Origin of the sequence: Thioclava atlantica, from assembly GCF_000737065.1 — a bacterium.
Taxonomy (GTDB): Bacteria; Pseudomonadota; Alphaproteobacteria; order Rhodobacterales; family Rhodobacteraceae; genus Thioclava; species Thioclava atlantica.
Genome location: NZ_AQRC01000001.1, coordinates 379,235 through 402,330, shown reverse-complemented (window position 1 = coordinate 402,330; position 23,096 = coordinate 379,235). Strand labels below are relative to the sequence as shown.

Sequence of the window (23,096 nt, the reverse complement as noted above, 5' to 3'; positions counted from 1 at the left end):
CCCCATGACCCAGGCAGATTTCCTCAAGTCCCCCTTCCCCACCCCGGTCACGCTGCCGCCCGGCGAGATCGAGGGGCCGGGACGGTTCTTCAACCGGGAACTGAGCTGGCTCGCCTTCAACTGGCGGGTGCTCGAAGAGGCGCGCAATCCGCGCGTGCCGCTTCTGGAGCGGGTGCGCTTCCTGTCGATCTCGGCCACCAACCTCGATGAATTCTACACCGTGCGCGTCGCGGGCCTGATGGAGCTGGTGCGCGAAAGCAACGTGAACCCCTCCGATGACGGGCTCACCCCGGCCGAGCAGCTGGCCAAGATCAACGCCAATGCGCGGCGGCTGATGGACACGCAGCAGGCCACCTGGTCGGCGCTCAAGCGCGAGATGGAACGCGAGGGCATCCATGTGGTCTCGCGCTCGCGGCTCACCAAGCGCGATCTCGATTTCCTCGCCGACCACTTCCTCAACAAGGTCTTCCCGGTGCTCTCGCCGCTCGCGATCGACCCGGCCCATCCCTTCCCCTTCATCCCGAATACCGGCTTCTGTCTCGCGCTCGAACTGGAGCGCGAGAAGGACCAGCGCCGGCTCCAGGCGCTCCTGCCGATCCCGCAGCAGATCGACCGCTTCGTGCGCCTGCCGGGCGAGGCGCGGTTCCTGCCGCTCGAACAGCTCCTGATGATCCATCTCGGATCGCTCTTCCCGGGCTATCGCGATATCGGGTCGTGCTCGTTCCGGGTGCTGCGCGACAGCGATCTCGAGGTCGAGGACGAGGCCGAAGATCTCGTGCGCGAATTCGAGACCGCATTGAAGCGCCGCAGGCGGGGCCAGGTGATCCGGATGTCGGTCTCGGCGGGCGCGCCCGAGGACCTGCAGGCGCTCGTCATGGAAGAGCTGCATGTCGATCCCGACGAGGTCGTGGCGGAAAAGGGGCTGGTGGGCATCGCCGACGTGAAGGAGCTCGTGCTGTCCGAGCGCCCCGACCTGCTCTGGCCACCCTTCACCCCGCGCGTGCCCGAGCGCGTGCAGGATCACGAGGGCGACATGTTCGCCGCGATCAAGCAGAAGGACATCCTGCTGCACCACCCCTACGAGACCTTCGATCTGGTGGTGCGTTTCCTCGACCAGGCGGCGAACGATCCCAATGTGCTCGCGATCAAGCAGACGCTCTACCGCACCTCGAAGGACAGCCCGATCGTCTCGGCGCTGTGCGAGGCGGCGGAGGCGGGCAAATCGGTCACCGCACTGGTGGAGCTCAAGGCGCGGTTCGACGAGGCCGCCAATATCCGCCAGTCGCGCCGGCTCGAACGCGCGGGCGCGCATGTCGTCTACGGCTTCATCAACTACAAGACGCATGCCAAGATCTCGACCGTGGTGCGCCGCGAGGGCGACCAGCTCGTGACCTATACCCATTACGGGACCGGCAACTACCACCCGATCACCGCGAAGATCTACACCGACCTGAGCTTCTTCACCTGCGACGCGGCACTCGGGCGCGACGCGACGAAGGTGTTCAACTACCTGTCGGGCTATGTGCAGCCCGAGGGGCTGGAGAACCTCGCGATCTCGCCGATCACGCTCAAGCCGCGGCTGCTGGACCTGATCGAGCGCGAGATCTCCCATGCCAGGGCCGGCAAACCCGCCGAGATCTGGGCCAAGATGAATTCGCTGATCGAGCCCGACGTGATCGACGCGCTCTACCGCGCCAGCCAGGCGGGGGTGAAGATCAGCCTCGTGATCCGCGGCATCTGCGGCATCCGCCCCGGCATCAAGGGCCTGTCCGAGAATATCCGCGTCAAATCCATCGTCGGGCGTTTCCTCGAACATTCGCGCATCGTCTGCTTCGGCAACGGCCACGCCCTGCCCTCCGAACATGCGCGGGTCTTCTTTTCCTCGGCCGACTGGATGGGGCGCAATCTCAACCGCCGGGTCGAGACGCTGATCGAGGCCAAGAACCCGACTGTGAAGGCGCAGATCGTGAACCAGATCATGGCCGCGAACATGGCCGACGAGGCGCAGAGCTGGATCCTGCAGCCCGACGGCAAGTTCATCCGGCACCTGCCCGACGGCAAGGACGACCTGTTCTCCTGCCACCGCTTCTTCATGGAATTCCCCTCGCTCTCGGGACGCGGTTCCGCGGGGGCAAGCGACGTTCCCAAACTTGCCCATAGCTTCGACTAGCCCTAGCGTTGGGGCGAACGACTCACTCGGACGGACTCGATGAACAAACGCAAGGCGCCGCACGAAACTGGCGATAGCGACGATTGGGATCCCTTCGGGCAGCCGCTTTTCGACGATCCGTCGGTGCGCGCGCTCTCGCGCGTGGGCGTGGTCGATATCGGCTCCAACTCGATCCGGATGGTGGTGTTCGACGGTGCCGCCCGCAGCCCGGCCTATTTCTTCAACGAGAAAGTCATGGCGGGCCTCGGTCAGGGGCTGGCCGAGACCGGCCGCCTCAACCCGCAGGGACGTGAGCGCGGTCTCGTCGCACTCCGTCGCTTCGCCGCGCTTGCGGAAGGGATGGAGATCGGCCCGCTGACCTGCGTCGCCACCGCCGCGATGCGCGATGCCGAGGACGGGCCCGACTACCACCGTCAGATCGAGAAGGAGACCGGGCTCAAGGTTCATGTGATCGACGGGCTCGAAGAGGCGCGGCTGAGCGCGCAGGGCGTGCTTCTGGGCTGGCCCGAGGCCGAGGGGCTGGTCTGCGATATCGGCGGCAATTCGATGGAGCTGGCCGAGATCCGTGCCGGCAAGGTCTGGCGTCGCGCCACCTCGCAGCTCGGCCCGTTCCGGCTGCAGCAGATCGAGGGCGGGAAGAAGGCGGTCACCGCCCATATCCGCGCCACCATCGCCGAGCTTGCCCAGCAGGTCGGCACCGGCCACGAGCGGATCTACCTCGTGGGCGGCTCATGGCGCGCCATCGCGCGGCTCGACATGGAGCGGCGCGGATATCCGCTTCTGGTGCTCCACGAATACCGGATGGACCCGGAAGGCCTGATCGAGACGATCGACTGGATCGGCAAATCGGACATGGAGAAACTGCGCTCCAAGACCGGCACCTCGGCCGCCCGGATGGAGCTGGTCCCGCTCGCGACGCAGGTCCTGCGCGAGCTGATCGACACTTTCCAGCCCCGCGAGATCGACGTCTCGGCCTACGGGATCCGCGAGGGGCTCCTGTACGAACAGATGCCCGAACGGCTGCGCCGCCGCGATCCGCTGATCGAGGCCTGCCGCCATACCGAGCGGGTGATGTCGCGCATGCCCGGCTTCGGCAAGAAGCTCCACAGCTTCATCGAGCCGATCTTCGGCCCGCTCCCGCCCGAGAAATTCCGCCTCGTGCGCGCGGCCTGCCTGCTCCATGACACGACCTGGCGCACCCATCCCGATTACCGCGCCGAGGCCTGCTTCGAGAATGTCACCCGCGCGAACTACTCGGCGATGTCGCATGCCGAACGGATCTGGCTCGGCGTCGCGCTCCTGCACCGCTACAAGAATTCCCGCTCGGGCTCGCGGCTCGACCCGTTCCTCGGGCTGCTGAGCGAGGACCAGCTGCAGGAGGCCGAGGTTCTGGGCAAGGCGATGCGTTTCGGCGCCATGTTCGCCACCCACAGCCCCGCCGATGCGGGCGAGCTCTTCTATTCGCGCAAGGACAACGTGCTGGAACTCAAGCTGACGAGGCGCGGGACGGCATTTTACGGAGAGGTGGCCGAGTCGCGCTTCCGCTCGCTCGCCACTGCGCTCAAGGCCGAACCGAAAGTCTCCGGCTAAAGCTCGATCCCGTTCTCGGGGCTTTCCTGCGGCCGCTGTCGCTCCGGCGAAGGTTCCGGCCCGCCATCGGGTCCCGGCACGGGCGGTTCGCTCAGCAGCGGCGGAGGCGGCGGGGCGCCGGGCTTGCGACGCAGAACGATATCGCCATTGGGCAGCCGCTCGGGCGCCTCGTAATTTCGGATATCGTCGATCAGCGCGAGGAACTGCCCCAGTTTCGGCCCCATCTCGCGCGCGGCCTCCTCGAGCCCCTTCTGCATCTCGTCGAGCTTGGGTCGCATCTCCTCGATCAAGCCGCGCAGCAGAAGCTCCGCCCCCTGTTCGAGCAGCGTCACCCCGCGATCGACATCGCCCTCCTCCTCCTGCGCGCGGACCGGCGCGGCCAGGAGCGAGACGATCAGGACGGGGGCGATCAGCGCTTTCATAGCCCCGATCCTACGCCAGCCGCGCGGGAAAATCACGCCTGCTTGGCGGGGGCGAGATCGAGATCGACCGAGACCGGAAAATGATCCGAGGCCTGCAACAGCGCCTCGCGCAGCTCCGGCACCCGGTAGATATGCGGATCGTCGAACGGGTGCCAGATCCGCCAGCCGCGCGCCTGCGCCGCCAGATCGGGCGAGAGCATCACATAGTCGAGCATTGCCGAGAAATACTGTTTCTCGCTCGCGAGATAGAACCGCGCCGAACTGGGCGCCGCAGCCGTGTGATGGGCGGCGCTCAGCTGGGCATGCGGATCGCAGAGCCGCAACGCCTCCGGCCCGCCCTCGCCCGCGACGATCTCGACGCTCGAGCGCCCGAAGAGCTTCTCGTATTCGTCGAGCCCCGGACCGTCATTGAAATCGCCCAGCACGATCAGGCTGTCGCCCGCCGCGAGATGTTCCTCCACCCGGCCACGCAGCCAGATCGACTGCGCGAGCTGCTTGCGGCGGTTCTCGATCGCGATCCGGATCGCCGCCGCCTCGCTGGTGATGCCATGCGGGGCTTTCGCCTTCACATGCACCCCGATCAGTCGGATCACCCGCCCGCCGCCGCATTCGAGCGCCGCCTCGAGCGGGGGCTTGGAGAAGCTCACCGTGTCGAGCCGCGCGTCGATATCGAGATCGATCTTCATCTCCCCGTCGAAACGCGGCCAGGTCTCCGAGCGTTGCGGATCGTGGCGCGCCGCGACCATCTCGGGATCGTAGAGCAGCGCGATCTCCTGCTGGGTGTCGTTGGTGAAGCCGATCATCGCCTTGCGCTGGCGCAGCTCGTATTTCGCCGCGAACCGCTCGAGCATGTCGACCGTGTGATGGCGGTGATTGTCGTCGGGCGCCTCGACGATCAGGATCACGTCGGCATCGAGCGCGCTCAGCACGATCCCGATCGCGCCCAGCTGCTCGCCCCGCGTCACCTTGTAGCGCGCCGACCATTCAGTGTCCTCGAGCAGCTTGCCTTCCCGGTCGAACAGGTTGTTGAACCATTCGATATTCCAGGCCGCGATGCGCATCAGGCCTCCGCGCGGCTGGCGCGGATCTCCTCCCAGGCCTTGTTGAGCGCGATCACCCGCGCCTCGGCCAGCTGCACCGCTTCCTCCGGCAGTCCGCGCGCGATCGCGCGGTCGGGATGGGCCTCGCGCACCTTGGCGCGCCAGGCCTTGCGCACCTCCTCGAGCGGCGTGCCGGGCTCGAGCTCGAGCACCGACCAGGGATCGGGTTCGGCATCGGGCACGAAGGCCGAGCGCATCGCGCGGAAACAGCATTCCTCGAGCCCGAAGATGCGTGCGACCTCATGCAGGAAGGCATCCTCGCCCTCGTGATAGTCGCCATCGGCCATCGCGATGAAGAACAGCCCCTCGAGCACATCCTTGAGCACATCCGCACCGGGCCCGAACATCCGCGCGATCTTGCGCGCATAGGCGTCGAATCCCGCGACATCGGTGCGCGCCATGTTGAAGATGCGCGCCGCGTTGCCCTCCTCGTCGGGCGGGATCTGGAAGATCCGCCGGAACGCCGCCACCTCGTCGCGGGTCACCTGCCCGTCGGCCTTGGCCATCTTCGCCCCGAGCGCGATCACCGCGATGGTGAAGGCGACCGAACGCTCGGGCGGCGCGCGCAGATTGTCGAAGACCGCAGACAGACCCTCGCCCCGCCCGAGGGCGGAGAGCGCCTGCGCGATGCGCGACCAGAGGGAAACCGGCTTGTCCATATTCCTAAATTAGCGGTTTCGCCGCGGTTTGACACCCGTCAGCGCTCATTCCCGGCCAATTGGCTCGAATGTGACCGCGACGACGCGCGCGCGGCCGGTGATCGTCCAGAAAATCTGCTTGTGCCAGAGACGCGCCTCGGCACGCGCGCGCCGGAAACTCAACATGCGGCGCTGCCACCGCGTCGCGATGCCGGGCGGTGGCACGATGGCAATAACGCTCCCGCCCGGATCGGGAAGCTGCGCAACCACGGACGGGATCAGCATCGCGGGACGAAATTCCGGGCCGAGCATCGGCGACACAGTTTCATTGAAGAGGAAATGATCTATCGGCACGTCGATCCGGCCTATGTAACGCAGGGTGCGCTGAGCCGCAGAGCGCGAAATGATATAACCTGCGGAGCCGGTGTGACGGGAAAAGAGGCGCCGGATCGCGACCCCCTTCTGGTCCGCCACCCGAACGGCCGCTCCCATCAGAAGCTTCGACACCCTATGAGCGTTATATTTCTCGACCTTGATCAGGCCAAATTCGTTCGGAATCCAGTCGCTATCGGAAAGGAGCGGGGCGAGCTCGGGCCGGAGCGCCACGTCATCCTCAAGAACGAGCGCGAAGCCTCGCTTTCGACCAAACGTTGCCAGCAACGGACATGGCTCGCGGTACAGGCACGCGCAGCGTCGGAAAGCGGCCCGATCGGCCCTTCAGCTGGCCCATTCGCGTCGAGCCGCACGGGGTCGATCTCACGCGCGTCGACCGCGTTCAACCTCTCTAAGGACAGGCCAAGTTCGGCACACCGCGCCTCAATCCCTGCAAGACGGTCGGGCCGCCGCGCCAGATTGATCAGATAAGTTGGGATCTCTTGCATATTCACCCCGCCCGGCTCCCAGGCCGTCTCTAGCCCAATCGCGGCGGGAACCAAAGACACCGACCGGATTTTCCGCCAGAAGGCGCTCGAGAATGCCGGAAAGCCACAGTTCACCTGGCTGGAGTTTGCTCGAGAGAAAGCGCCCGATGGCGACACCTCCTGCTTGACTTCAAATTGTCGCCATTCAGCAACGGGGGAGGCAGCGCCCCCAGCCCCCTCTTCACCCCGCAGGCTCAGCTGCGCGTGGTGCGGATGATGTCGAGGATCTCGCGCGCGGCGGCGGGAATGTTGGTCCCCGGTCCGAAGATCGCCTTGACCCCCGCTTTCTTGAGGAACTCGTAATCCTGTTGCGGGATGACACCGCCGCAGATCACGATGATATCCTCGGCGCCCCTCTCCTTCTTCCCGGCGGTTAACCGTTGAGGTGGCGGACTGTCCGGCATTCGTCCGCCCTGTCCGTCGAGAGTGAAAGGCTCAACAGCTCTTCACTGACAGCTCTCGGTCGGGCGAGCCCCCTGGCCTCACCCCAGTTTCGCAAGTCCGGGGAAGGTGTCGAGCAGCCAGAAGCTGATCGCCGAGAAGGCGTTGGTGAGCAGGAGCAACCCGACCACCACCAGAAGCGCGCCCATCGTCTTTTCGATCACGCCCATGTATTTCTTGAGCCGGTTCATCACTCCGATCGCGCGCTGGATGAAGAGCGCGGCGAGCAGGAAGGGAATGCCGAGCCCCATCGCGTAGACCGCGAGCAGCGCCGTGCCGCGCAGCTGATCGCCTCCTTGCGCGGCGAGCGACAGGATCGCGCCGAGCTGCGGGCCGATGCAGGGCGTCCAGCCGAAGGCGAAGGCAAGCCCGAGGATATAAGCGCCGAGGCTCGAGCCGCCCCGGTCGCCCGCGTCGAGCCGCGCCTCGCGGTCGAGGATCGGGATCCGGAACAGGCCGAGGAAATGCAGCCCGAGGATAATGATCACGCCGCCCGCGATGCGTCCGAAGAGCACCTGATTGGTGAGGAAGAAACGCCCGAAGGTCGAGGCGGCGAAGCCCATGAACAGAAAGACCGTCGAGAGCCCGAGCACGAAGAAGATCGCAGGCAGCACCGCCGAGCGCTTGCCCTCGCGCAGATCGCCCATCGAAACCCCGCCCATATAGGCCAGATAGGGCGGCACGATGGGCAGCACGCAGGGGCTGAGAAAGGACAGCAGGCCCGCCGCCAGCGCGACGAGCGCGGCGGGGAGGAAGGCGGCGGAGACGAGATCGATTCCAAACATGTCCTTCCCATAGCGGATTGCACACGCGCGGTCACCTGGGCGTGAGGTCACAACCGCGTGGACAATACCGCGCGTCGGGCGTAAGCGCGGATCATGCAGATCGATCTTCATATCGACGCGCGCGGGCTGTTATGCCCGCTCCCCGTCCTGCGGCTGCGCAAGGCGCTCGAGGAACTGCCCGCCGGGGCGCTGGTGCGGCTCGAGGCGACCGATGGCGCGTCCTGGGTGGACGTGCCCCATTTCTGCGCGCAGACCGGCCATGAGCTCGTCGAGGCCGAGGACTGGGAGGGCATAAAGGTCTATCTCGTGCGCAAGGCCTGAGGGACCCGGCTTACCCCTCACGACGAGCAGCCACGAAAAAGGCCGGGCGACTTGCCCGGCCTTTTCTTTCGTTCCCGTTCGCAGCGCTCAGCCGCGGTTCCACCAGCCGCGGCGGCGCGGCTTGGGTTTTTCCTCGACGAGGATCTCGCCCCGCTCCTGCTCGGCCTCGGCCGTCGCGGGCGGCGGGATCTCCACCGGCGCATCGGGCTGGGGCGTCTCGAAGGGCTGCTCCACCGGCATTTCGGGCTCGGGCGCTTCGGGGCCCTCGTCCGGCGTCACGTCGGGCTCTTCGGTCGGGGTGGGTTCGGGCACCTCGACGGGCGCATCGGGCTGCGGCGTCTCGACCGGCTCGGCCGGAGCGTCGGGCTCGGGCGTCCCGGGCTCCTGACCCTCGGCCGTGGCGACCGGCTCCTCGACCTTCTTGCGCGACCGCGTGCGGCGCTTCGGCTTGGGGGCTTCCTCGGCCTCGGGCATCGAGGCGCTGCCCTCGATCGCGGCCTGAGCCTCACCCTCCGGCGTCACCTTCTTGCGCGACCGGGTGCGGCGTTTCGGCTTTTCCTCGGCCGCGGACGCTTCCGCCTCGGTGGGGGCTTCGGCGGCAACCGCAGGCTCCTCAGCCTTGGGCTCTTCGGTCTTGGGCTCTTCCACCTTCTTGCGCGCACGCGACCGGCGCTTCGGCTTGGGCGCCTCCGCCTCCGCCTCGGCGGCCTCGGGCTTGGCCTCGCCTTCCGCCTCGGGAGCGGCCTGCGCTTCGGCTTCGGCTTCGGGCTGGGCTTGCGCCGCAGCCTCCTCGGAGACGGCGTCCTGCGTGCCGTTTTCCTGATCGGCCTGATCGCCGTTCGACTTCCGCCGACGGCGGCGACGACGGCGCTTCTTCTTCGGCTGATCGCCATTCTCGTCCTCGGCCGCCGCCTCGGTCGCCTCGGCCTCGGTCTCGGTCTCGGTCTCGTCTTCCTCGGTCTCGTCCTCGTCGTCGATTTCGGCCATCAGGCTCGCGGAAACGGAGACGACGGGGCTGGCGAGATCGGCAACGGGGCGGGTCGCGGTCTTGAACTTCTCGATCGTGAAATCGGGCGAGACCAGTTCCGGCGCCGCCTCGATGCGCACCGACATCCCGTAGCGCGCCTCGATGAGGGCGATATGCTCGCGCTTGGCGTTCATCAGGTAATTCGCCACCGCGACCGGCGCGCGCACCAGAACCTCGCGCGTGCGCTTGCGGGTGCCTTCTTCCTCGATCGCACGCAGCACGCTGAGCGCCAGGCTGTCATCGGAACGGATGATGCCGGTGCCGTGGCAATGGCTGCAGGGCTGGGTGGTGGATTCGAGCATGCCCGGGCGCAGGCGCTGGCGGCTCATCTCCAGCAGGCCGAAGCCCGAGATCCGGCCCACCTGGATGCGGGCGCGGTCGGTCTTGAGCTTGTCCTTCAGCTTCTTCTCGACGGAGGCGTTGTTCTTGCGCTCTTCCATGTCGATGAAGTCGATCACGATCAGGCCCGCGAGGTCGCGCAGGCGCAGCTGGCGGGCCACCTCCTCGGCGGCCTCCAGGTTGGTCTTGAGCGCGGTCTCCTCGATCGACCCTTCCTTCGTGGCCTTCCCGGAGTTCACGTCGATCGCGACGAGCGCCTCGGTGATGCCGATCACGATGTAGCCGCCCGACTTGAGCTGCACCACCGGGTTGAACATCGAGCCGAGATAGCTCTCCACCTGGAAGCGCGCGAAGAGCGGCAGCGCATCGGTGTAGTGCTTCACGTTCTTGGCGTGGGACGGCATGATCATCTTCATGAAGTCCTTGGCCAGGCGATAGCCGCGCTCGCCCTCGACGAGCACCTCGTCGATATCCTTCGAATAGAGATCACGGATCGAGCGCTTGATGAGGTCGCCTTCCTCGTAGATCGGGGCGGGCGCGACCGATTTCATGGTCAGATCGCGGATCTGCTCCCACAGGCGCATCAGATATTCGTAATCGCGCTTGATCTCGGTCTTGGTGCGCTGCGCGCCGGCGGTGCGGATGATCAGGCCCGCCCCTTTCGGCACTTCGAGGCCCGAGGCGATTTCCTTGAGCTTCTTGCGGTCGGGCGCGTTGGTGATCTTGCGGGAAATCCCGCCGCCGCGCGCCGTGTTGGGCATCAGCACGCAATAGCGGCCCGCGAGCGAGAGATAGGTGGTCAGCGCGGCGCCCTTGTTGCCACGCTCTTCCTTGACGACCTGCACCAGCATGATCTGGCGCACCTTGATCACTTCCTGGATCTTGTAGCGGCGCGCGCGCGGCTTGCGGGCCGGGCGGATCTCTTCCTGGACATCCTCGTCGGCGACCGACTCGATCCCGTGATCGGCCTCGGCTTCCTCCTCGGAAGCCTCATCCTCGGCGCCGGTTTCCTCGACGCTCGTCTCTTCGGCGGCGTCATCGGCGGGTTTGTCACCGGTGGATGTGTCGCCGGTCTGGGCTTCGACAGGGGCCTGCTCGGCTTGCGACGCCTCGTCCGACGCGTCGGTCTCGCTCGCCCCCTCCTCGGTCTCGCCCTCGTCGAGATCGACGACGGCCATGCCCGGGATTTCCTCCGAGCTCAGAACCGCATCGTCCTGCGCGGCCTTCTCGGCCTTGGCCGGGGACCGGCGCGGGCGCCGGCGACGCGAGGATTTCGGCTTGTCCTCTTCCTCGGCTGCGGCCTCGGCGAGCTGACGCTCCTCTTCGAGAAGCGCTTCGCGATCAGCGACCGGGATCTGGTAGTAATCGGGGTGGATCTCGGCGAAGGCGAGGAAACCGTGACGGTTTCCGCCGTAATCGACGAAGGCCGCCTGAAGCGACGGTTCGACCCGGGTTACCTTTGCGAGATAGATATTGCCGGCGAGCTGCCGCTTGTTGATCGTCTCAAAGTCGAATTCCTCGACCTTGTTTCCGTCCACCACCACGACGCGGGTCTCTTCCGCGTGGGTGGCATCGATGAGCATCTTCTTTGCCATGTAAATCCATTTGGCCAGCCCCCTGCCATCCCCGCCGGGGCGGAGAGCAGTGCAGGGCCGGATCTGTCCTTGAGGCGGGTGCGGACATGCGCACAGATGGCGGTGGCCCGCGGCCTGCCCGTCCTCATCTGCGAAATCCTGTCACGCACCATCGCGGTTCTTTCCAAAGCGCGCAGCCTTTTCGGCGTTACGCGCCCATTCAACGGCCTCCATCCCGTCCAGACGGCAGAGGGAGACAAACTTGCGGCCTTGCGGCCAATCGGTTGACTCGGGGCCCTTGCGCGGCACTCGCGCCGAAAGAGCCCGGAGATCAGCGAATTCCGTGAGCCTCGCGGTTTGCGAGCGAGGCCGACTAACTGCGACAATAGCGGCACGCGCGGATGAAACACAATCGAATTCTCGATCGGACGGGGGGAATTGCACCCGCGCGGGGGGCGTTTTGCGGCGCTGCGGCGGGCCACGCCACGTCAAAGTGATTCAGCGCGAGGCAAATCGCGTGGAGCGAAGACAGGGCGCGGCCTACCCTTTCGGGCGAAGCAAGACGGAGTTTTCCCGATGCGCCTCAACGTTCTGATGTCGGTCCTGTTTCTGCTGCCCCATGCGGCCGGCGCAGGCCCTCTCCCCGCGCCCGAACTCGTCGGCGAGATCGCCCTGCCAAGCGGTCTGTCGCTGGGTGGCATCCCTTTCGGCGCGATTTCCGGGCTCTCCTACGATCCGAAAAGCGGCGCGTTCTTCGCGCTCAGCGAGCCGGACGGCGATCACGGCGCTCCGCGTGTCTACCGGCTCGCCGTCTCGGTGAAGGACGGGCGCTTCGCCGGGCTCGACATCGCGGGCGAGGAAGACCTGCCAGCCCCCGGCCAGAGCGGATGGGCCCCCGGCGGCAGCGATGGCGGCGGGATCGCGGTCGATCCCCGGGAGGGCGCCGTGTTCTGGTCCGTAGAGGCCGCCGATGGCTCGCCCGCGCTCTACGTCCTGCCCCGGGGCGCGGCGCATCCGCGCGCCCTCTCCCTGCCCCCGGCCTTCCTGCCCCGGGGTGGCAGGGCCCACGGCACCCGCGCCGGACAGGGGTTCGAAGGGCTCACGCTGAACCGCGACGCGCACCTTCTCGTGGGCGCGACCGGGAGCGCGCTGCGACAGGACGGGCCCGAGGCGAGCTTCACCGCGCCGAGCCCGATCCGGCTCCTGATCACGGACAGCCGCTCGCTGAAGCCGGTGGCGCAATATCTCTACCTGACCGACACGATCCCCGCGCGCCCCGCGACGATCGGGGGCCGGGCGGCAAACGGCCTCAGCGCCCTTGCGAGCCTGCCCGATGGCCGGCTCGTCGCGGTGGAACGCGCCGAAGCCGAGGGAAGCGGCAGCAATATCCGCTTCTACGTGGTCTCCACGGTGGGCGCGACCAATGTGAACGGGCAGGACCGGCTCGACCTCGCCCATGACCTGCCGGTGCAGAAGGACCTATGGTTCGCGCTGCGCCCGGGCATGACGGGGATCACGGCGGACGATCTCGAAGGTCTCGCCTTCGGCCCGGTGATCGACGGCAAGGATACCCTGCTCACGGTCAGCGACAACCATTTCGCGCGCCACCGCGCGACCCGCTTCAAGCTCTTCGAGATCGACCGCCCGGACCACACGAACTGAACGAGGGGCGCCCCCCGTCGGTGAATGGCGACAATCCGCGGCGCAAGAGGGGCGCTGCCCCCGGCTGCCTGCCGGCAGCCTCCCCCGGGATATTTCCGAGCATTTGGAAGACCCGTATCCGCTTCCAAATGCCCGAAATATCCTGGGGTGAATTCGCGCCAGCGAAGAGGGGCGACGCCCCTTTCCCTCAGAGGTAATCCGCGCGCTGCAGCCCGTATTTGGCCATTTTCTCGTTCAGCGTCCGGCGCGGCAGGCAGAGCTCTTCCATCACCGCCGCGATCGAGCCCTTGTGGCGCCGCATCGTGTTGTCGATCAGCATCTTCTCGAAGCTCTCGACATATTCCTTGAGCGGCTTGCCCTCGGTGGTGATCGCCGCGGGCCCGGTATCCTCGTCATCGGCCATCAGGAGCGAGGCGATCGAGCCCGAGCCGCGGCGCGATTGCAGCACCGCGCGTTCGGCCACGTTGATGAGCTGGCGCACATTGCCCGGCCAGGGGGCCTGCAGGAGCTGCGCGGCCTCCTGCGCGGTCACCTCGGGCACCTCGCAGCCATATTCGTCGGCGAACTGCTCGGACATCCGGTTGAAGAGCGTCAGGATGTCCTCGCCGCGCGCGCGCAGCGGCGGCAGGGTGATCTTGAGCGCGGCGAGCCGGTAATAGAGATCGGGGCGCAGCGCGTCCTCGACGGTCTTGCCCTCGCCATGGGTGTTGCAGATCGCGACGATCCGGGTCTCCGCCGGCGTGCCCTGATCGTTGATGAATTGCAGGAGCCGCGCCTGCATCGGCTGCGAGAGCGCCTCGATATCCTCGAGGCAGAGCGTGCCGCCGCGCGCCTCCTCGACATAGGGAAGGCCGCCCTCCTCGACCGGTCCGAAAAGCTTGGCGGCGAGCACTTCCTCGGTGAAGGCGGCGCAGCTCACCACGACGAATTTCTTGCCCGCACGCGGGCCCGTCGCATGGAGCGCATGGGCCACCAGGGTCTTGCCGGTGCCGGTCTCGCCGTCGATCAGCACATGGCCGTCGGCCTGGGAGAGATCGAGGATATCCTCGCGCAGCCGCTCCATCGGCTCGGAGGTGCCGATCAGCTTGCCCATCACCTTCTCGCCCTCGGCCAGGTCGCGGCGCAGCGCCCGGTTGTCGAGCGTGGTGCGCCGCGCCTGGGTGGCGCGCTTGGCAAGCTCGGTCATCCGGTCCGGGCTGAAGGGCTTTTCCATGAAATCCATCGCGCCCAGGCGCATCGCCTCGACCGCCATCGGCACATCGCCATGGCCGGTGATCATGATCACCGGAAGACCGCTATCGATCCCCATCAGCCGCTTGAGGAAGGCCATCCCGTCCATTCCGGGCATCCGGATATCGGTGATCACGACGCCGGGCCAGTCCGGTCCGATTTCCTTGAGCGCATCTTCGGCGCAGGGGAAGGTCTCGGTATCGAAGCCCGACAGCGCCAGCCACTGACTGACCGACTGCCGCATGTCTTCCTCGTCATCGACGATCGCCACCTTCATCATTCTTGTCATATTTCACTCCGCGGCCTTGATGGACCTGTTCTTGTCTGACAGCAGGGGCAGCTGCACTTCGAAGACCGCCCCCCCGCTCTCGGCATTATGGGCGGTCATGCGACCGCCGAAGTCGGTTATTATGGAGGAGGAAATCGCCAGACCCAATCCGGTTCCCTCCCCGGGCTTCTTTGTCGTCCAGAAGGGTTCGAACAGCTTGTCGAGATCCGAGATCCCGGGACCGTTGTCGCGCACGCTCAGCACGGCGGTCTCCCCCGCGGTCAGCAGCAGCTCGACCTGCGGCTCCTCGACCGCCTTGGTCGCGTCGAGCGCGTTGCGCAGAAGGTTGATGATGACCTGTTCGAGCCGGATCCGGTCGGCCATCACCATCACCGCGCCGCGCGGCATGGTGCGGATGATATGCACCTTGCGGGTCTTGAGCTGCGGCTCCATCATCGAGAGCGCCTCGGAGAGCGCCGCGCGCAGATCGACCGGCTCGAAGGCATCGCCGCCCTTGCGCGCATAGCTCTTGAGCTGACGCGTGATCGCCCCCATCCGGCCGATCAGATCGTCGATGCGCTGGAAGGAGGAGAGCGCCTCGTCGACGCGGGCGCGCTGCAACAGCAGCTTCGCCCCCGCCAGATAGGTCTTCATCGCGGCGAGGGGCTGGTTGAGTTCGTGGCTCACCGCCGCCGACATCTCGCCGAGGGCGGCCAGTTTCGAGCTTTGTGCAAGCGTCTGCTCGGCCACGGCCAGATCCTGCTGCGCCTTCTCGCGCTCGGCGATCTCGCGGCTCAGGCGGGCGTTGAGCGCGCGCAGCTCGGCGGATTCGACGCGCAGCGCCTGGCTCTGGCGCCGGGCCCGGCGCGACAGCGCATAGAAGACGAAGGCGAGCAGGATCGCGAAGCCCATGATCTCGAGCGCGAGCACGGCATTCACCCGCTCGCGGACGGAATCGTAGCTGGTGAAGGCGATCATCTTCCAGCCGCGGAACGGGATGCGGGCCTCGGTGCGCATCACGGCGCGGCCGCGCAGATAGGCGTCAGGCGCCTCGTTGGCCCAATCCGCCGTCGCCTGGAGCGCGCGCTCGATCGCCGATGGGGCGGAACGCGCCGCGAGCGCCTCTTCCATCGTCACCCCGCGCCAGCGCGGCTCGGTGGTCAGGATGATCTTGCCCGAACTGTCGACCACCGCGAGCGCGTCCGATATCCCGACCCAGGCGCGCTCGAATTTCGACAGATCCGCCTCGACCACGATCACGCCGACGGGGCGGTTGTCCTTGATCACAGCGCGCGAATAGTCGAACTCGGTTCCGCCCGCGTCGTTGCGATTGACCGAGAAGATCGTCCCGCGCGAGCGCGTCGCATCGACGAAGAAGGAGGTGCTGGGAAAGCTCATCCCGATCTGGGTGCGGTTGGTCGAGGCCACCACCCGGCCCTGCATGTCGAGAAGCCGGATCGAGGCCACCGCGACCTCCTCGCGAGCGCTGATCAGCGTGGCCGAAGCGGTCGAATAGTCATTGCTGTCGAGAGCCTGGGTGAGTTGCGGATCGCGCGCCAGCAGCAACGGCACCACCGAGGTGCGCTGCAATTCCGAGATGATGTTGCCGGTATAGAGCGCCAGGCGCAGTTCGGTCCGGACCCGGGTGGTCTCGGTGAAACGCTGGGTAAGCCATTGATTGGTCATCCACATCACCGCGCCGGCGGTAATCAGGATGACGGCGACCACGCCGCGCAGCAGCCAGCGCGCCCGCTCCGACCGGCCGAGCACGCTCGGCCCCGCCTCGCTCTCGGCGGCGACGTCCGGCAGGATCATGGAGCTTGGCGGCGCTTGCGTCATGGTCGAAGCTTAAGCCAGAGCCCGATGCGCAACAAGCGCGCCCGCTCAGGCGGTCTCGAGCACCTGTGTCAACGCGCGGAAAAGCGCCGCCCCGTCGGCGCCACCTTGCGCATTTTCGATCGCGCGCTCGGGATGGGGCATCATGCCCAGCACCCGGCGATTTTCCGACAGCACGCCCGCGATATCGTCAACCGATCCGTTCGGGTTCTCGACATAGCGGAAGGCCACGCGGTCCTCGCCCTCGAGCCTTGCCAGCCCCTCGGCGTCGATCTGGTAATTGCCGTCGTGATGGGCCACCGGGATCACGATCTCCTGCCCCGGCTCGTAGCCCGAGGTGAAGGCGCTCTCGGTCGTCGCGACACGCAGCGCGAGCGGCTTGGAGACGAATTTCAGCCCCGCATTTCGCATCAGCGCGCCCGGCAGAAGCTGCATCTCGGTCAGCACCTGGAAACCGTTGCAGATGCCGATCACATACCCGCCGCGCGCCGCGAAATCGGCCACCGCCTGCCCGATCGGCGAGCGCGAGGCGATCGCGCCGCAGCGCAGGTAATCGCCATAGGAGAACCCGCCCGGAACGCCGATGATGTCGACGCCCGCGGGGATCTCGGTCTCCTTGTGCCAGACCTTGACGACCTCGGCCCCGGCTTGCGCGAAGGCCACGCTCAGGTCACGGTCGCAATTCGATCCGGGGAAGGTGATGACGGCGGCTTTCATGCGCGAAAACTCCTTGTCTTCGGTCTTGTCGAAATATCCCGGGGGTGAGCGGCGCCAGGCCACGTGGGGGCGGCGCCCCCTGCCCCGGCCCCGGTCTCAGGCGATCTCGATCGTGTATTTCTCGATCACGGTATTGGCGAGCAGCTTCTCGCACATCTGCTTGACCTCGGCCTCCGCCGCGGCCTTGTCGGTCGCGCTCAGGTCGAGCTCGATCACCTTGCCCTGACGCACGGCCTCGACACCGCCGAAGCCCATATGGCCGAGCGCGTGACGCACCGCCTCGCCCTGCGGGTCGAGCACCCCATCCTTCAGCATCACATGAACGCGGGCTTTCATCGGGTGGGCTCCTTTCAGTTGATCAGGGTCGGCTTGATGGGCTGCGTGTTCGTGGGCAGCACGCCCAGACGCTTGGCCACTTCGGTATAGGCGTCGGTCAGATTGCCCAGGTCGCGCCGGAACACGTCCTTGTCGAGCTTCTGTCCGGTCTTCATGTCCCACAGGCGGCAGCTGTCGGGGCTGATCTCGTCGGCCACGATCAGGCGCATGAAATCGCCGTCCCAGACCCGGCCGATCTCGATCTTGAAGTCGATCAGCTTGATACCGACGCCGTAGAACACGCCGGTGAGGAAGTCGTTCACCCGCAGCGCGAGCGCCACGATGTCATCAAGGTCCTGCTGGTTCGCCCAGCCGAAGGCGATGATGTATTCCTCGGGCACGAGCGGATCGCCGAGATCGTCGTTCTTGTAGCTGTATTCGACGATCGGGCGCGGCAGCGGCGAACCTTCCTCGAGGCCGAGGCGCTTGGCGATGGAGCCGGCGGCGAAATTGCGTACGATCACCTCGAGCGGGACGATCTCGACCTGACGGATCAGCTGCTCGCGCATGTTGAGCCGCTTGATGAAGTGGGTCGGCACGCCGATATTGGTCAGCCCGGTCATGAAATATTCGGACAGGCGGTTGTTGAGCACGCCCTTGCCCTCGATCGTCGCTTTCTTCTGTGCGTTGAAGGCGGTGGCGTCGTCCTTGAAATACTGCACAAGGGTGCCGGGCTCGGGGCCTTCATACAGGATCTTCGCCTTGCCTTCGTAGATCTTCTTGCGCCGGGGTGCCATTGCGTCTCCGTTCTCGCTCGGGGCGGATGACCTCGGGGCACGGCGCGCGTTTCGCAACAGCCGCCGCCCCTGCGCGCATCCGCGTAAGGGTATTGACCGCCCTATAGGCCAAGCCCGCCCTTGCCGCAAGGCAAAGCGCAAGCGGGATCACGGGCGGACACGCCCGCGTCAAAGCGGCGCGCGGGGCGCCCTTTCCCCTTGCGGCCCGCCCTTCGGGTGTGCATATCGGAGGTAACGGAGACTTTACCGGGAGGGACGAAGGCGATGACCACCTTCGACGATCGCGAGCACGCCTACGAAAACAAGTTCGCCCATGACGCGGAGCTGCAGTTCAAGGCGGACGCGCGCTGCAACAAGATGCTTGGCCAGTGGGCCGCGGGGCTTCTCGGCAAGGCCGGCCCGGAGGCCGAGGCCTATATCCGCGAGGTCGTGACGGCGGATTTCGAGGAGGCCGGCCACGAGGACGTCTTCCGCAAGCTCTCGGCCGATCTCGGCGAGAAAGCCGATGCGGAGACGATCCGCGCGAAGATGGCCGAATGCATGACCGAGGCGCGCCGTCAGGTGCTCGAGGAAGAGAGCTGAGACGCACGCCCTCCGGCGGGATTTCAGGGGTCGGACGCGCGCGTCCGGCCCCTTTTCAATTCGCCCGAGCGACACCCGCGCCGCACTTTCGGCCGGAGCGGGGCCAAACCGGGCTCAAGATGTTCATGAAGGAAAGGAATTTGCCAATTCCGCCCCATCATGGCACAGGAGAGCCCAAAGCCGCTCATTCGCGCGGCACGACATGCATGACGAGGTCGAGATGACTGACGCGCTGAGCCGCCTTCTGGAAACCCGCGACTGGCTGATGGCCGACGGGGCGACGGGTACCAACCTGTTCAACATGGGCCTTGCCTCGGGCGACGCGCCGGAGCTGTGGAATGCCGACGAGCCGGCGAAGATCGCCAAGCTCTATTCGCTCGCCGTCGATGCGGGGTCGGACCTGTTCCTGACCAATTCCTTCGGCGGCAACGCCTCGCGGCTCAAGCTGCACAACGCGCAGAACCGGGTGCGCGAACTCAACCGCCTCGCCGCCGAGATCGGCCGCGAGGTCGCCGACAAGCGCGACCGCCCGGTGATCGTGGCCGGGTCGATGGGCCCCACCGGCGAGATCTTCGCCCCGATGGGCACGCTCACCCACGAGCTCGCCGTCGAGATGTTCCACGAACAGGCCGAGGGCCTGAAGGAAGGCGGCGCGGATGTGCTCTGGGTCGAGACGATCTCCGCGCCGGAGGAATACAAGGCCGCCGCCGAAGCCTGTCACCTGGCCGGCATGCCCTGGTGCGGCACGATGAGCTTCGACACCGCCGGGCGCACGATGATGGGCCTGACCTCGCAGGCGATGGTCACCATGGTCGAGAAACTGCCCCATCCGCCGCTGGCCTTCGGCGCCAATTGCGGCGTCGGCGCATCGGACCTGCTGCGCACGGTGCTCGGCTTCGCCGCCACCGGCACCGAGCGGCCGATCATCGCCAAGGGCAATGCCGGCATCCCGAAATATGTCGATGGTCACATCCACTACGACGGCACGCCCGAGCTGATGGCGGAATATGCGGTGATGGCGCGCGATTGCGGCGCGACGATCATCGGCGGCTGCTGCGGCACGATGGCCGAGCACCTCGTCGCGATGCGCGAGGCGCTCGAGACCCGTCCGCGGGGCGAGCGTCCGACGCTCGAGGATATCTCGGCCAAGCTGGGCGGGTTCTCGTCGGAAGATGACGGGCTCGGCGAAGGCGGCGCCAAGCGCGAGCGGCGCGGACGTCGCCGCGGCTGAGGCCGGGGCCCGGCTTGGGGCTCTGCCCCCCGGCCTGACGGCCTCCCCCCGGGATATTTGAACCAAGAGGAAGAAAGGGTCGGGGTTTCCCGGCGGATGGAATATGCGCGCGCTGCAGACGAGCTCAGAACAGTTCGAGCTGATCGCCCGGCCGGGGCGGGACGCGGAATTGCGCGCAGTCGAGTTCGGGCAGCGTATGAGCAAGACCGAGCCGCTTGCAGCTGAGCGCGAAGCGCTGCTGCAGGAGCTCCGCCATCTCGCCCTCGCCCTTCATGCGATGCGCGAAGCGCGGATCGTTCAGCCGCCCGCCGCGCATGTCGCGGATCCGGCCGAGCACCTTCGCCGCCTTGCCCGGATGGTGACGCTCGATCCAGTCGGCGAAGAGCGGCGCCACCTCGTGCGGCAGTCGCACCGGCATCATCGAGGCGGCGCGGGCGCCCGCCCGGCGCGCCTCGGTCAGGATCGCCTCGAGTTCGTGATCGGTGAGGCCCGGGATCATCGGCGCGGCCATCACCCGCACCGGCACGCCGGCGCGCGACAATTCCCGGATCATCCGGATACGGGTCGGCGGGCTCGGCGCACGCGGCTCCATCGCGCGGGCGAGACCGGCATCGAGCGTGGTGACCGAGATCCCGACCTGCGCCAGTCCAGCCTCCGCCATCGGCGCGAGCAGGTCGAGATCGCGCAGCACCGCGGCGCCCCGCGTGACAATCGTGACCGGATGGCGGTAGGCCCGGAGCACCTCGAGCACGCCGCGCATGATCTCCATGCGGCGCTCGAGTGGCTGGTAGGGATCGGTATTGGTGCCGATCGCGAGCGGATTCACCCGGTAGCCCTTGCGGCGCAGCTCCTCCTCGAGCACCCGCGGGGCCTCGGGCCGCGCGATCAGGCGGGTCTCGAAATCGAGCCCCGCCGAGAGGCCGAGATAGCCGTGGCTGGGCCGGGCGAAACAGTAGATGCAGCCATGCTCGCAGCCGCGATAGGGGTTGAGCGAGCGATCGAAGGGCACATCGGGCGAGCTATTGCGGGTGATGACCGAGCGCGGGCGCTCGAGGCTGACCTCGGTGCGCACCAGACGCTCCTCCTCGGGGATGTCCCAGCCATCGTGCTCGGGCGCGCGGGCATAGGGTTCGAACCGCCCCGCGGGACGCGAGGCGGCGCCGCGCGCGCGCAGGCGCTCGGACGGGCTCGGGGGCGGAAGATCGAGTGGCAGACTCATGGGCAAAGAATAGAACGAATTGAGAACATTTGCCAAGATCCCCTCGCGCAACCACATGTGAGGTCGGACAAAAGACCGCGCATGTCGCAATTCGCCAAGACTTGACGGGGCACGCGCCCCACCACAGGCTCAGGACGGCTATCAGGAGACCAGACACATGGCCGAAGACGACGACGATATCATCCTCTCCGAACTCGACGACGACGAGCTCACCGCGCAGATGATGGATGACCTCTATGACGGTCTGAAGGAAGAGATCGAGGAAGCCACGCGGATCCTGCTCGATCGCGGCTGGACGCCCTATGACATCCTCACCAAGGCGCTGGTCGCGGGCATGACCATCGTGGGCAACGATTTCCGCGACGGGATCCTGTTCGTGCCCGAGGTGCTTCTGGCCGCCAACGCGATGAAGGGCGGCATGTCGATCCTCAAGCCGCTTCTCGTCGAGACCGGCGCGCCGCGCATGGGCAAGATGGTGATCGGCACCGTGAAAGGCGACATCCACGACATCGGCAAGAACCTCGTGGCGATGATGATGGAAGGCGCCGGTTTCGAGATCGTCGATCTCGGGATCAACAACCCGGTCGAGAGCTATCTCGAGGCGGCCGCGCGCGAAGAGGCCGACATCATCGGTATGTCCGCGCTGCTGACCACGACCATGCCCTACATGAAGGTCGTGATCGACACGATGAAGGAGCAGGGCATCCGCAACGACTATATCGTGCTGGTGGGCGGCGCGCCTCTGAACGAGGAATTCGGCCGCGCGATCGGGGCCGACGCCTATTGCCGCGACGCCGCCGTCGCGGTGGAAACCGCCAAGGATTTCATCAAGCGCAAGCACAACCAGGTCGGCGCGTAAGCGGAATTCCTCCAAGCGATCCCGAAGGCCCCGATTTTTTTGTCGGGGCCTTTTCATACCCGCCCTTGCGCCCCATACTTAACACTAAGGGGGAAACGCGAAATGCCGCTGCCACATTTTCTGTTGCTGATCCTGTTCGTGATCGTCCTGGCGGGCCTGACGCTCTGGGCCTTCGCCGTCTCGGGCGTGCCGGTCGCGATGCTCGCGCTGATGGTGCTGATCGCGGCGGGGGTGATGCGGCTGATGGCGCGGGTGGAATGACCGCCCTGCCCGGCGACGCAGATTTCACACGATCCGGACTGGCTCCCGAAGGCACGGGACGGCTCCTGCTCATCGCCTGCGGGGCCCTCGCGCGCGAGATCCTCGATCTCAAGCGGCTCAATGGCTGGGATCATATCGATCTCACCTGCCTGCCGGCGAAACTCCACCTCCATCCCGAGAAGATCAGCGGCGCGGTGGCCGAGGCGGTCGCGGCCTATCGCGGAAAATATGACGACATCTTCGTCGTCTATGCCGATTGCGGCACGGGCGGGCAGCTTCAGGCGACCTGCGCGGAGCTCGGCGTCCAGATGATCGAGGGCCCGCATTGCTATGCCTTCTTCGAGGGCAATGCCGCCTTCGCCGAGAAGGCCGAAACCGAGATCACCGCCTTCTACCTCACCGATTTCCTCGTGCGCCAGTTCGACGCCTTCGTCTGGCGCCCGATGGGTTTCGACCGTCATCCCGAGCTGATCGGGATGATGTTCGGCAATTACGACCGGCTGATCTACCAGGCGCAGACCGAAGATCCCGAGCTCGACGCGAAGGCCCGTGACGCGGCCGAGCGGCTGGGGCTGGCCTATGAGCGGCGCTTCACCGGCTATGGCGATCTGGCGACCAGCCTGTCCGGTTTCGCCGCGAAATCGGGCAAATCCGCTTAAGCCGGTTTGAATTTTTCTTAAAACATGCAGCGAACGCTTGGCATTGCCGCGCTGCGGCGATACATGCAGAGCAAACCAGACCCTCCCGGCCCGCCCCCTCCCCGGTCGCGGGCCTTTGCTTTTACTGGAGTGA

At 66.5% G+C, this 23,096-nt stretch carries 21 protein-coding genes and 2 pseudogenes; 9 read left to right on the top strand and 14 right to left on the bottom strand.

Going from position 1 to position 23,096, the window contains the following annotated elements; genetic code table 11:
• The first annotated feature begins 4 nt into the window (after positions 1 to 4).
• The gene (locus DW2_RS01940) at positions 5 to 2,170 is read left to right on the top strand and encodes an RNA degradosome polyphosphate kinase (RefSeq protein ID WP_038143008.1); all 2,166 of its coding nucleotides are present in this window, start codon (positions 5 to 7) and stop codon (positions 2,168 to 2,170) included.
• Between the two features lie 39 nt (positions 2,171 to 2,209).
• Positions 2,210 to 3,760 (top strand): Ppx/GppA family phosphatase, encoded by a 1,551-nt coding sequence (locus DW2_RS01935; RefSeq protein ID WP_038143006.1) that lies wholly within the window; start codon positions 2,210 to 2,212, stop codon positions 3,758 to 3,760.
• Here the strand turns inward: DW2_RS01935 and DW2_RS01930 are convergent.
• The 7 genes and pseudogenes from DW2_RS01930 to DW2_RS01910 form a co-directional block, all read right to left on the bottom strand.
• Positions 3,757 to 4,182: a hypothetical protein gene (locus DW2_RS01930; RefSeq protein ID WP_051855140.1), complete on the bottom strand. Its 426-nt coding sequence runs from the start codon at positions 4,180 to 4,182 to the stop codon at positions 3,757 to 3,759. The genes DW2_RS01935 and DW2_RS01930 overlap by 4 nt on opposite strands.
• 32 nt (positions 4,183 to 4,214) lie before the next feature.
• Complete coding sequence (locus DW2_RS01925; protein WP_038143003.1) at positions 4,215 to 5,243, bottom strand: endonuclease/exonuclease/phosphatase family protein; 1,029 nt, start codon at positions 5,241 to 5,243, stop codon at positions 4,215 to 4,217.
• Positions 5,243 to 5,941, bottom strand: coding sequence for a TerB family tellurite resistance protein (locus DW2_RS01920; protein WP_038143001.1), 699 nt, complete (start codon positions 5,939 to 5,941; stop codon positions 5,243 to 5,245). Before DW2_RS01920 ends, DW2_RS01925 begins: the two co-directional genes overlap by 1 nt.
• A 45-nt stretch (positions 5,942 to 5,986) precedes the next feature.
• On the bottom strand, positions 5,987 to 6,580 hold the full coding sequence (locus tag DW2_RS01915) for a glycosyltransferase family 25 protein (RefSeq protein WP_272944415.1): 594 nt from the start codon (positions 6,578 to 6,580) through the stop codon (positions 5,987 to 5,989).
• Positions 6,562 to 6,801, bottom strand: a pseudogene (locus DW2_RS20375) (glycosyltransferase family 25 protein); the annotation flags it as partial. The gene DW2_RS01915 and the pseudogene DW2_RS20375, both read right to left, overlap by 19 nt.
• A 233-nt stretch (positions 6,802 to 7,034) precedes the next feature.
• Positions 7,035 to 7,202, bottom strand: a pseudogene (locus tag DW2_RS19275) (hypothetical protein); the annotation flags it as partial.
• A gap of 120 nt (positions 7,203 to 7,322) precedes the next feature.
• Positions 7,323 to 8,066 (bottom strand): cytochrome c biogenesis CcdA family protein, encoded by a 744-nt coding sequence (locus tag DW2_RS01910; RefSeq protein ID WP_038142996.1) that lies wholly within the window; start codon positions 8,064 to 8,066, stop codon positions 7,323 to 7,325.
• Between the two features lie 93 nt (positions 8,067 to 8,159).
• On the opposite strand from DW2_RS01910, the gene DW2_RS01905 reads away from it, so the two are divergent.
• Positions 8,160 to 8,387, top strand: coding sequence for a sulfurtransferase TusA family protein (locus DW2_RS01905; protein ID WP_038142994.1), 228 nt, complete (start codon positions 8,160 to 8,162; stop codon positions 8,385 to 8,387).
• Positions 8,388 to 8,474: 87 nt separating this feature from the next.
• Here the strand turns inward: DW2_RS01905 and DW2_RS01900 are convergent, their stop codons facing one another.
• Positions 8,475 to 11,348 carry a ribonuclease E/G gene (locus DW2_RS01900; protein WP_038142993.1) on the bottom strand — a complete coding sequence of 958 codons (2,874 nt, stop codon included), beginning with the start codon at positions 11,346 to 11,348 and terminating at the stop codon, positions 8,475 to 8,477.
• A 555-nt stretch (positions 11,349 to 11,903) separates the two neighbouring features.
• Between DW2_RS01900 and DW2_RS01895 the strand changes: the two genes are divergently transcribed.
• Positions 11,904 to 12,989 carry an esterase-like activity of phytase family protein gene (locus DW2_RS01895; RefSeq protein WP_038142990.1) on the top strand — a complete coding sequence of 362 codons (1,086 nt, stop codon included), beginning with the start codon at positions 11,904 to 11,906 and terminating at the stop codon, positions 12,987 to 12,989.
• A 187-nt stretch (positions 12,990 to 13,176) separates the two neighbouring features.
• Here the strand turns inward: DW2_RS01895 and DW2_RS01890 are convergent, their stop codons facing one another.
• From DW2_RS01890 to purC, 5 genes are all read right to left on the bottom strand, one after another.
• Positions 13,177 to 14,508 (bottom strand): sigma-54-dependent transcriptional regulator, encoded by a 1,332-nt coding sequence (locus DW2_RS01890; RefSeq protein ID WP_038142987.1) that lies wholly within the window; start codon positions 14,506 to 14,508, stop codon positions 13,177 to 13,179.
• A gap of 3 nt (positions 14,509 to 14,511) precedes the next feature.
• Positions 14,512 to 16,302, bottom strand: a complete 1,791-nt coding sequence (locus DW2_RS01885; RefSeq protein WP_420340824.1) for a sensor histidine kinase — start codon at positions 16,300 to 16,302, stop codon at positions 14,512 to 14,514.
• Positions 16,303 to 16,371: 69 nt separating this feature from the next.
• Positions 16,372 to 17,040 carry a phosphoribosylformylglycinamidine synthase subunit PurQ gene (gene purQ / locus DW2_RS01880; protein WP_038143449.1) on the bottom strand — a complete coding sequence of 223 codons (669 nt, stop codon included), beginning with the start codon at positions 17,038 to 17,040 and terminating at the stop codon, positions 16,372 to 16,374.
• A 96-nt stretch (positions 17,041 to 17,136) separates the two neighbouring features.
• The gene (gene purS, locus DW2_RS01875; protein WP_038142985.1) at positions 17,137 to 17,376 is read right to left on the bottom strand and encodes a phosphoribosylformylglycinamidine synthase subunit PurS; all 240 of its coding nucleotides are present in this window, start codon (positions 17,374 to 17,376) and stop codon (positions 17,137 to 17,139) included.
• A 14-nt stretch (positions 17,377 to 17,390) separates the two neighbouring features.
• The gene (gene purC / locus DW2_RS01870; protein ID WP_038142977.1) at positions 17,391 to 18,152 is read right to left on the bottom strand and encodes a phosphoribosylaminoimidazolesuccinocarboxamide synthase; all 762 of its coding nucleotides are present in this window, start codon (positions 18,150 to 18,152) and stop codon (positions 17,391 to 17,393) included.
• A 264-nt stretch (positions 18,153 to 18,416) separates the two neighbouring features.
• On the opposite strand from purC, the gene DW2_RS01865 reads away from it, so the two are divergent.
• Positions 18,417 to 18,734, top strand: coding sequence for a DUF1476 domain-containing protein (locus DW2_RS01865; protein ID WP_038142974.1), 318 nt, complete (start codon positions 18,417 to 18,419; stop codon positions 18,732 to 18,734).
• A gap of 220 nt (positions 18,735 to 18,954) precedes the next feature.
• Positions 18,955 to 19,965: a betaine--homocysteine S-methyltransferase gene (gene bmt, locus DW2_RS01860; RefSeq protein WP_038143447.1), complete on the top strand. Its 1,011-nt coding sequence runs from the start codon at positions 18,955 to 18,957 to the stop codon at positions 19,963 to 19,965.
• Positions 19,966 to 20,089: 124 nt separating this feature from the next.
• Here bmt and DW2_RS01855 read toward each other — a convergent pair whose 3' ends face one another.
• The gene (locus DW2_RS01855; RefSeq protein ID WP_038143445.1) at positions 20,090 to 21,184 is read right to left on the bottom strand and encodes a PA0069 family radical SAM protein; all 1,095 of its coding nucleotides are present in this window, start codon (positions 21,182 to 21,184) and stop codon (positions 20,090 to 20,092) included.
• A gap of 157 nt (positions 21,185 to 21,341) precedes the next feature.
• On the opposite strand from DW2_RS01855, the gene DW2_RS01850 reads away from it, so the two are divergent.
• The 3 genes from DW2_RS01850 (at position 21,342) to DW2_RS01845 (ending at position 22,963) form a co-directional block, all read left to right on the top strand.
• Entirely contained in the window at positions 21,342 to 22,043 is a 702-nt protein-coding gene (locus DW2_RS01850) for a corrinoid protein (protein WP_038142971.1), read from the top strand.
• A 102-nt stretch (positions 22,044 to 22,145) separates the two neighbouring features.
• Positions 22,146 to 22,304: a hypothetical protein gene (locus DW2_RS20030; RefSeq protein ID WP_202900075.1), complete on the top strand. Its 159-nt coding sequence runs from the start codon at positions 22,146 to 22,148 to the stop codon at positions 22,302 to 22,304.
• Complete coding sequence (locus tag DW2_RS01845) at positions 22,301 to 22,963, top strand: DUF1638 domain-containing protein (protein ID WP_051855138.1); 663 nt, start codon at positions 22,301 to 22,303, stop codon at positions 22,961 to 22,963. Before DW2_RS20030 ends, DW2_RS01845 begins: the two co-directional genes overlap by 4 nt.
• Positions 22,964 to 23,096: the final 133 nt, after the last annotated feature.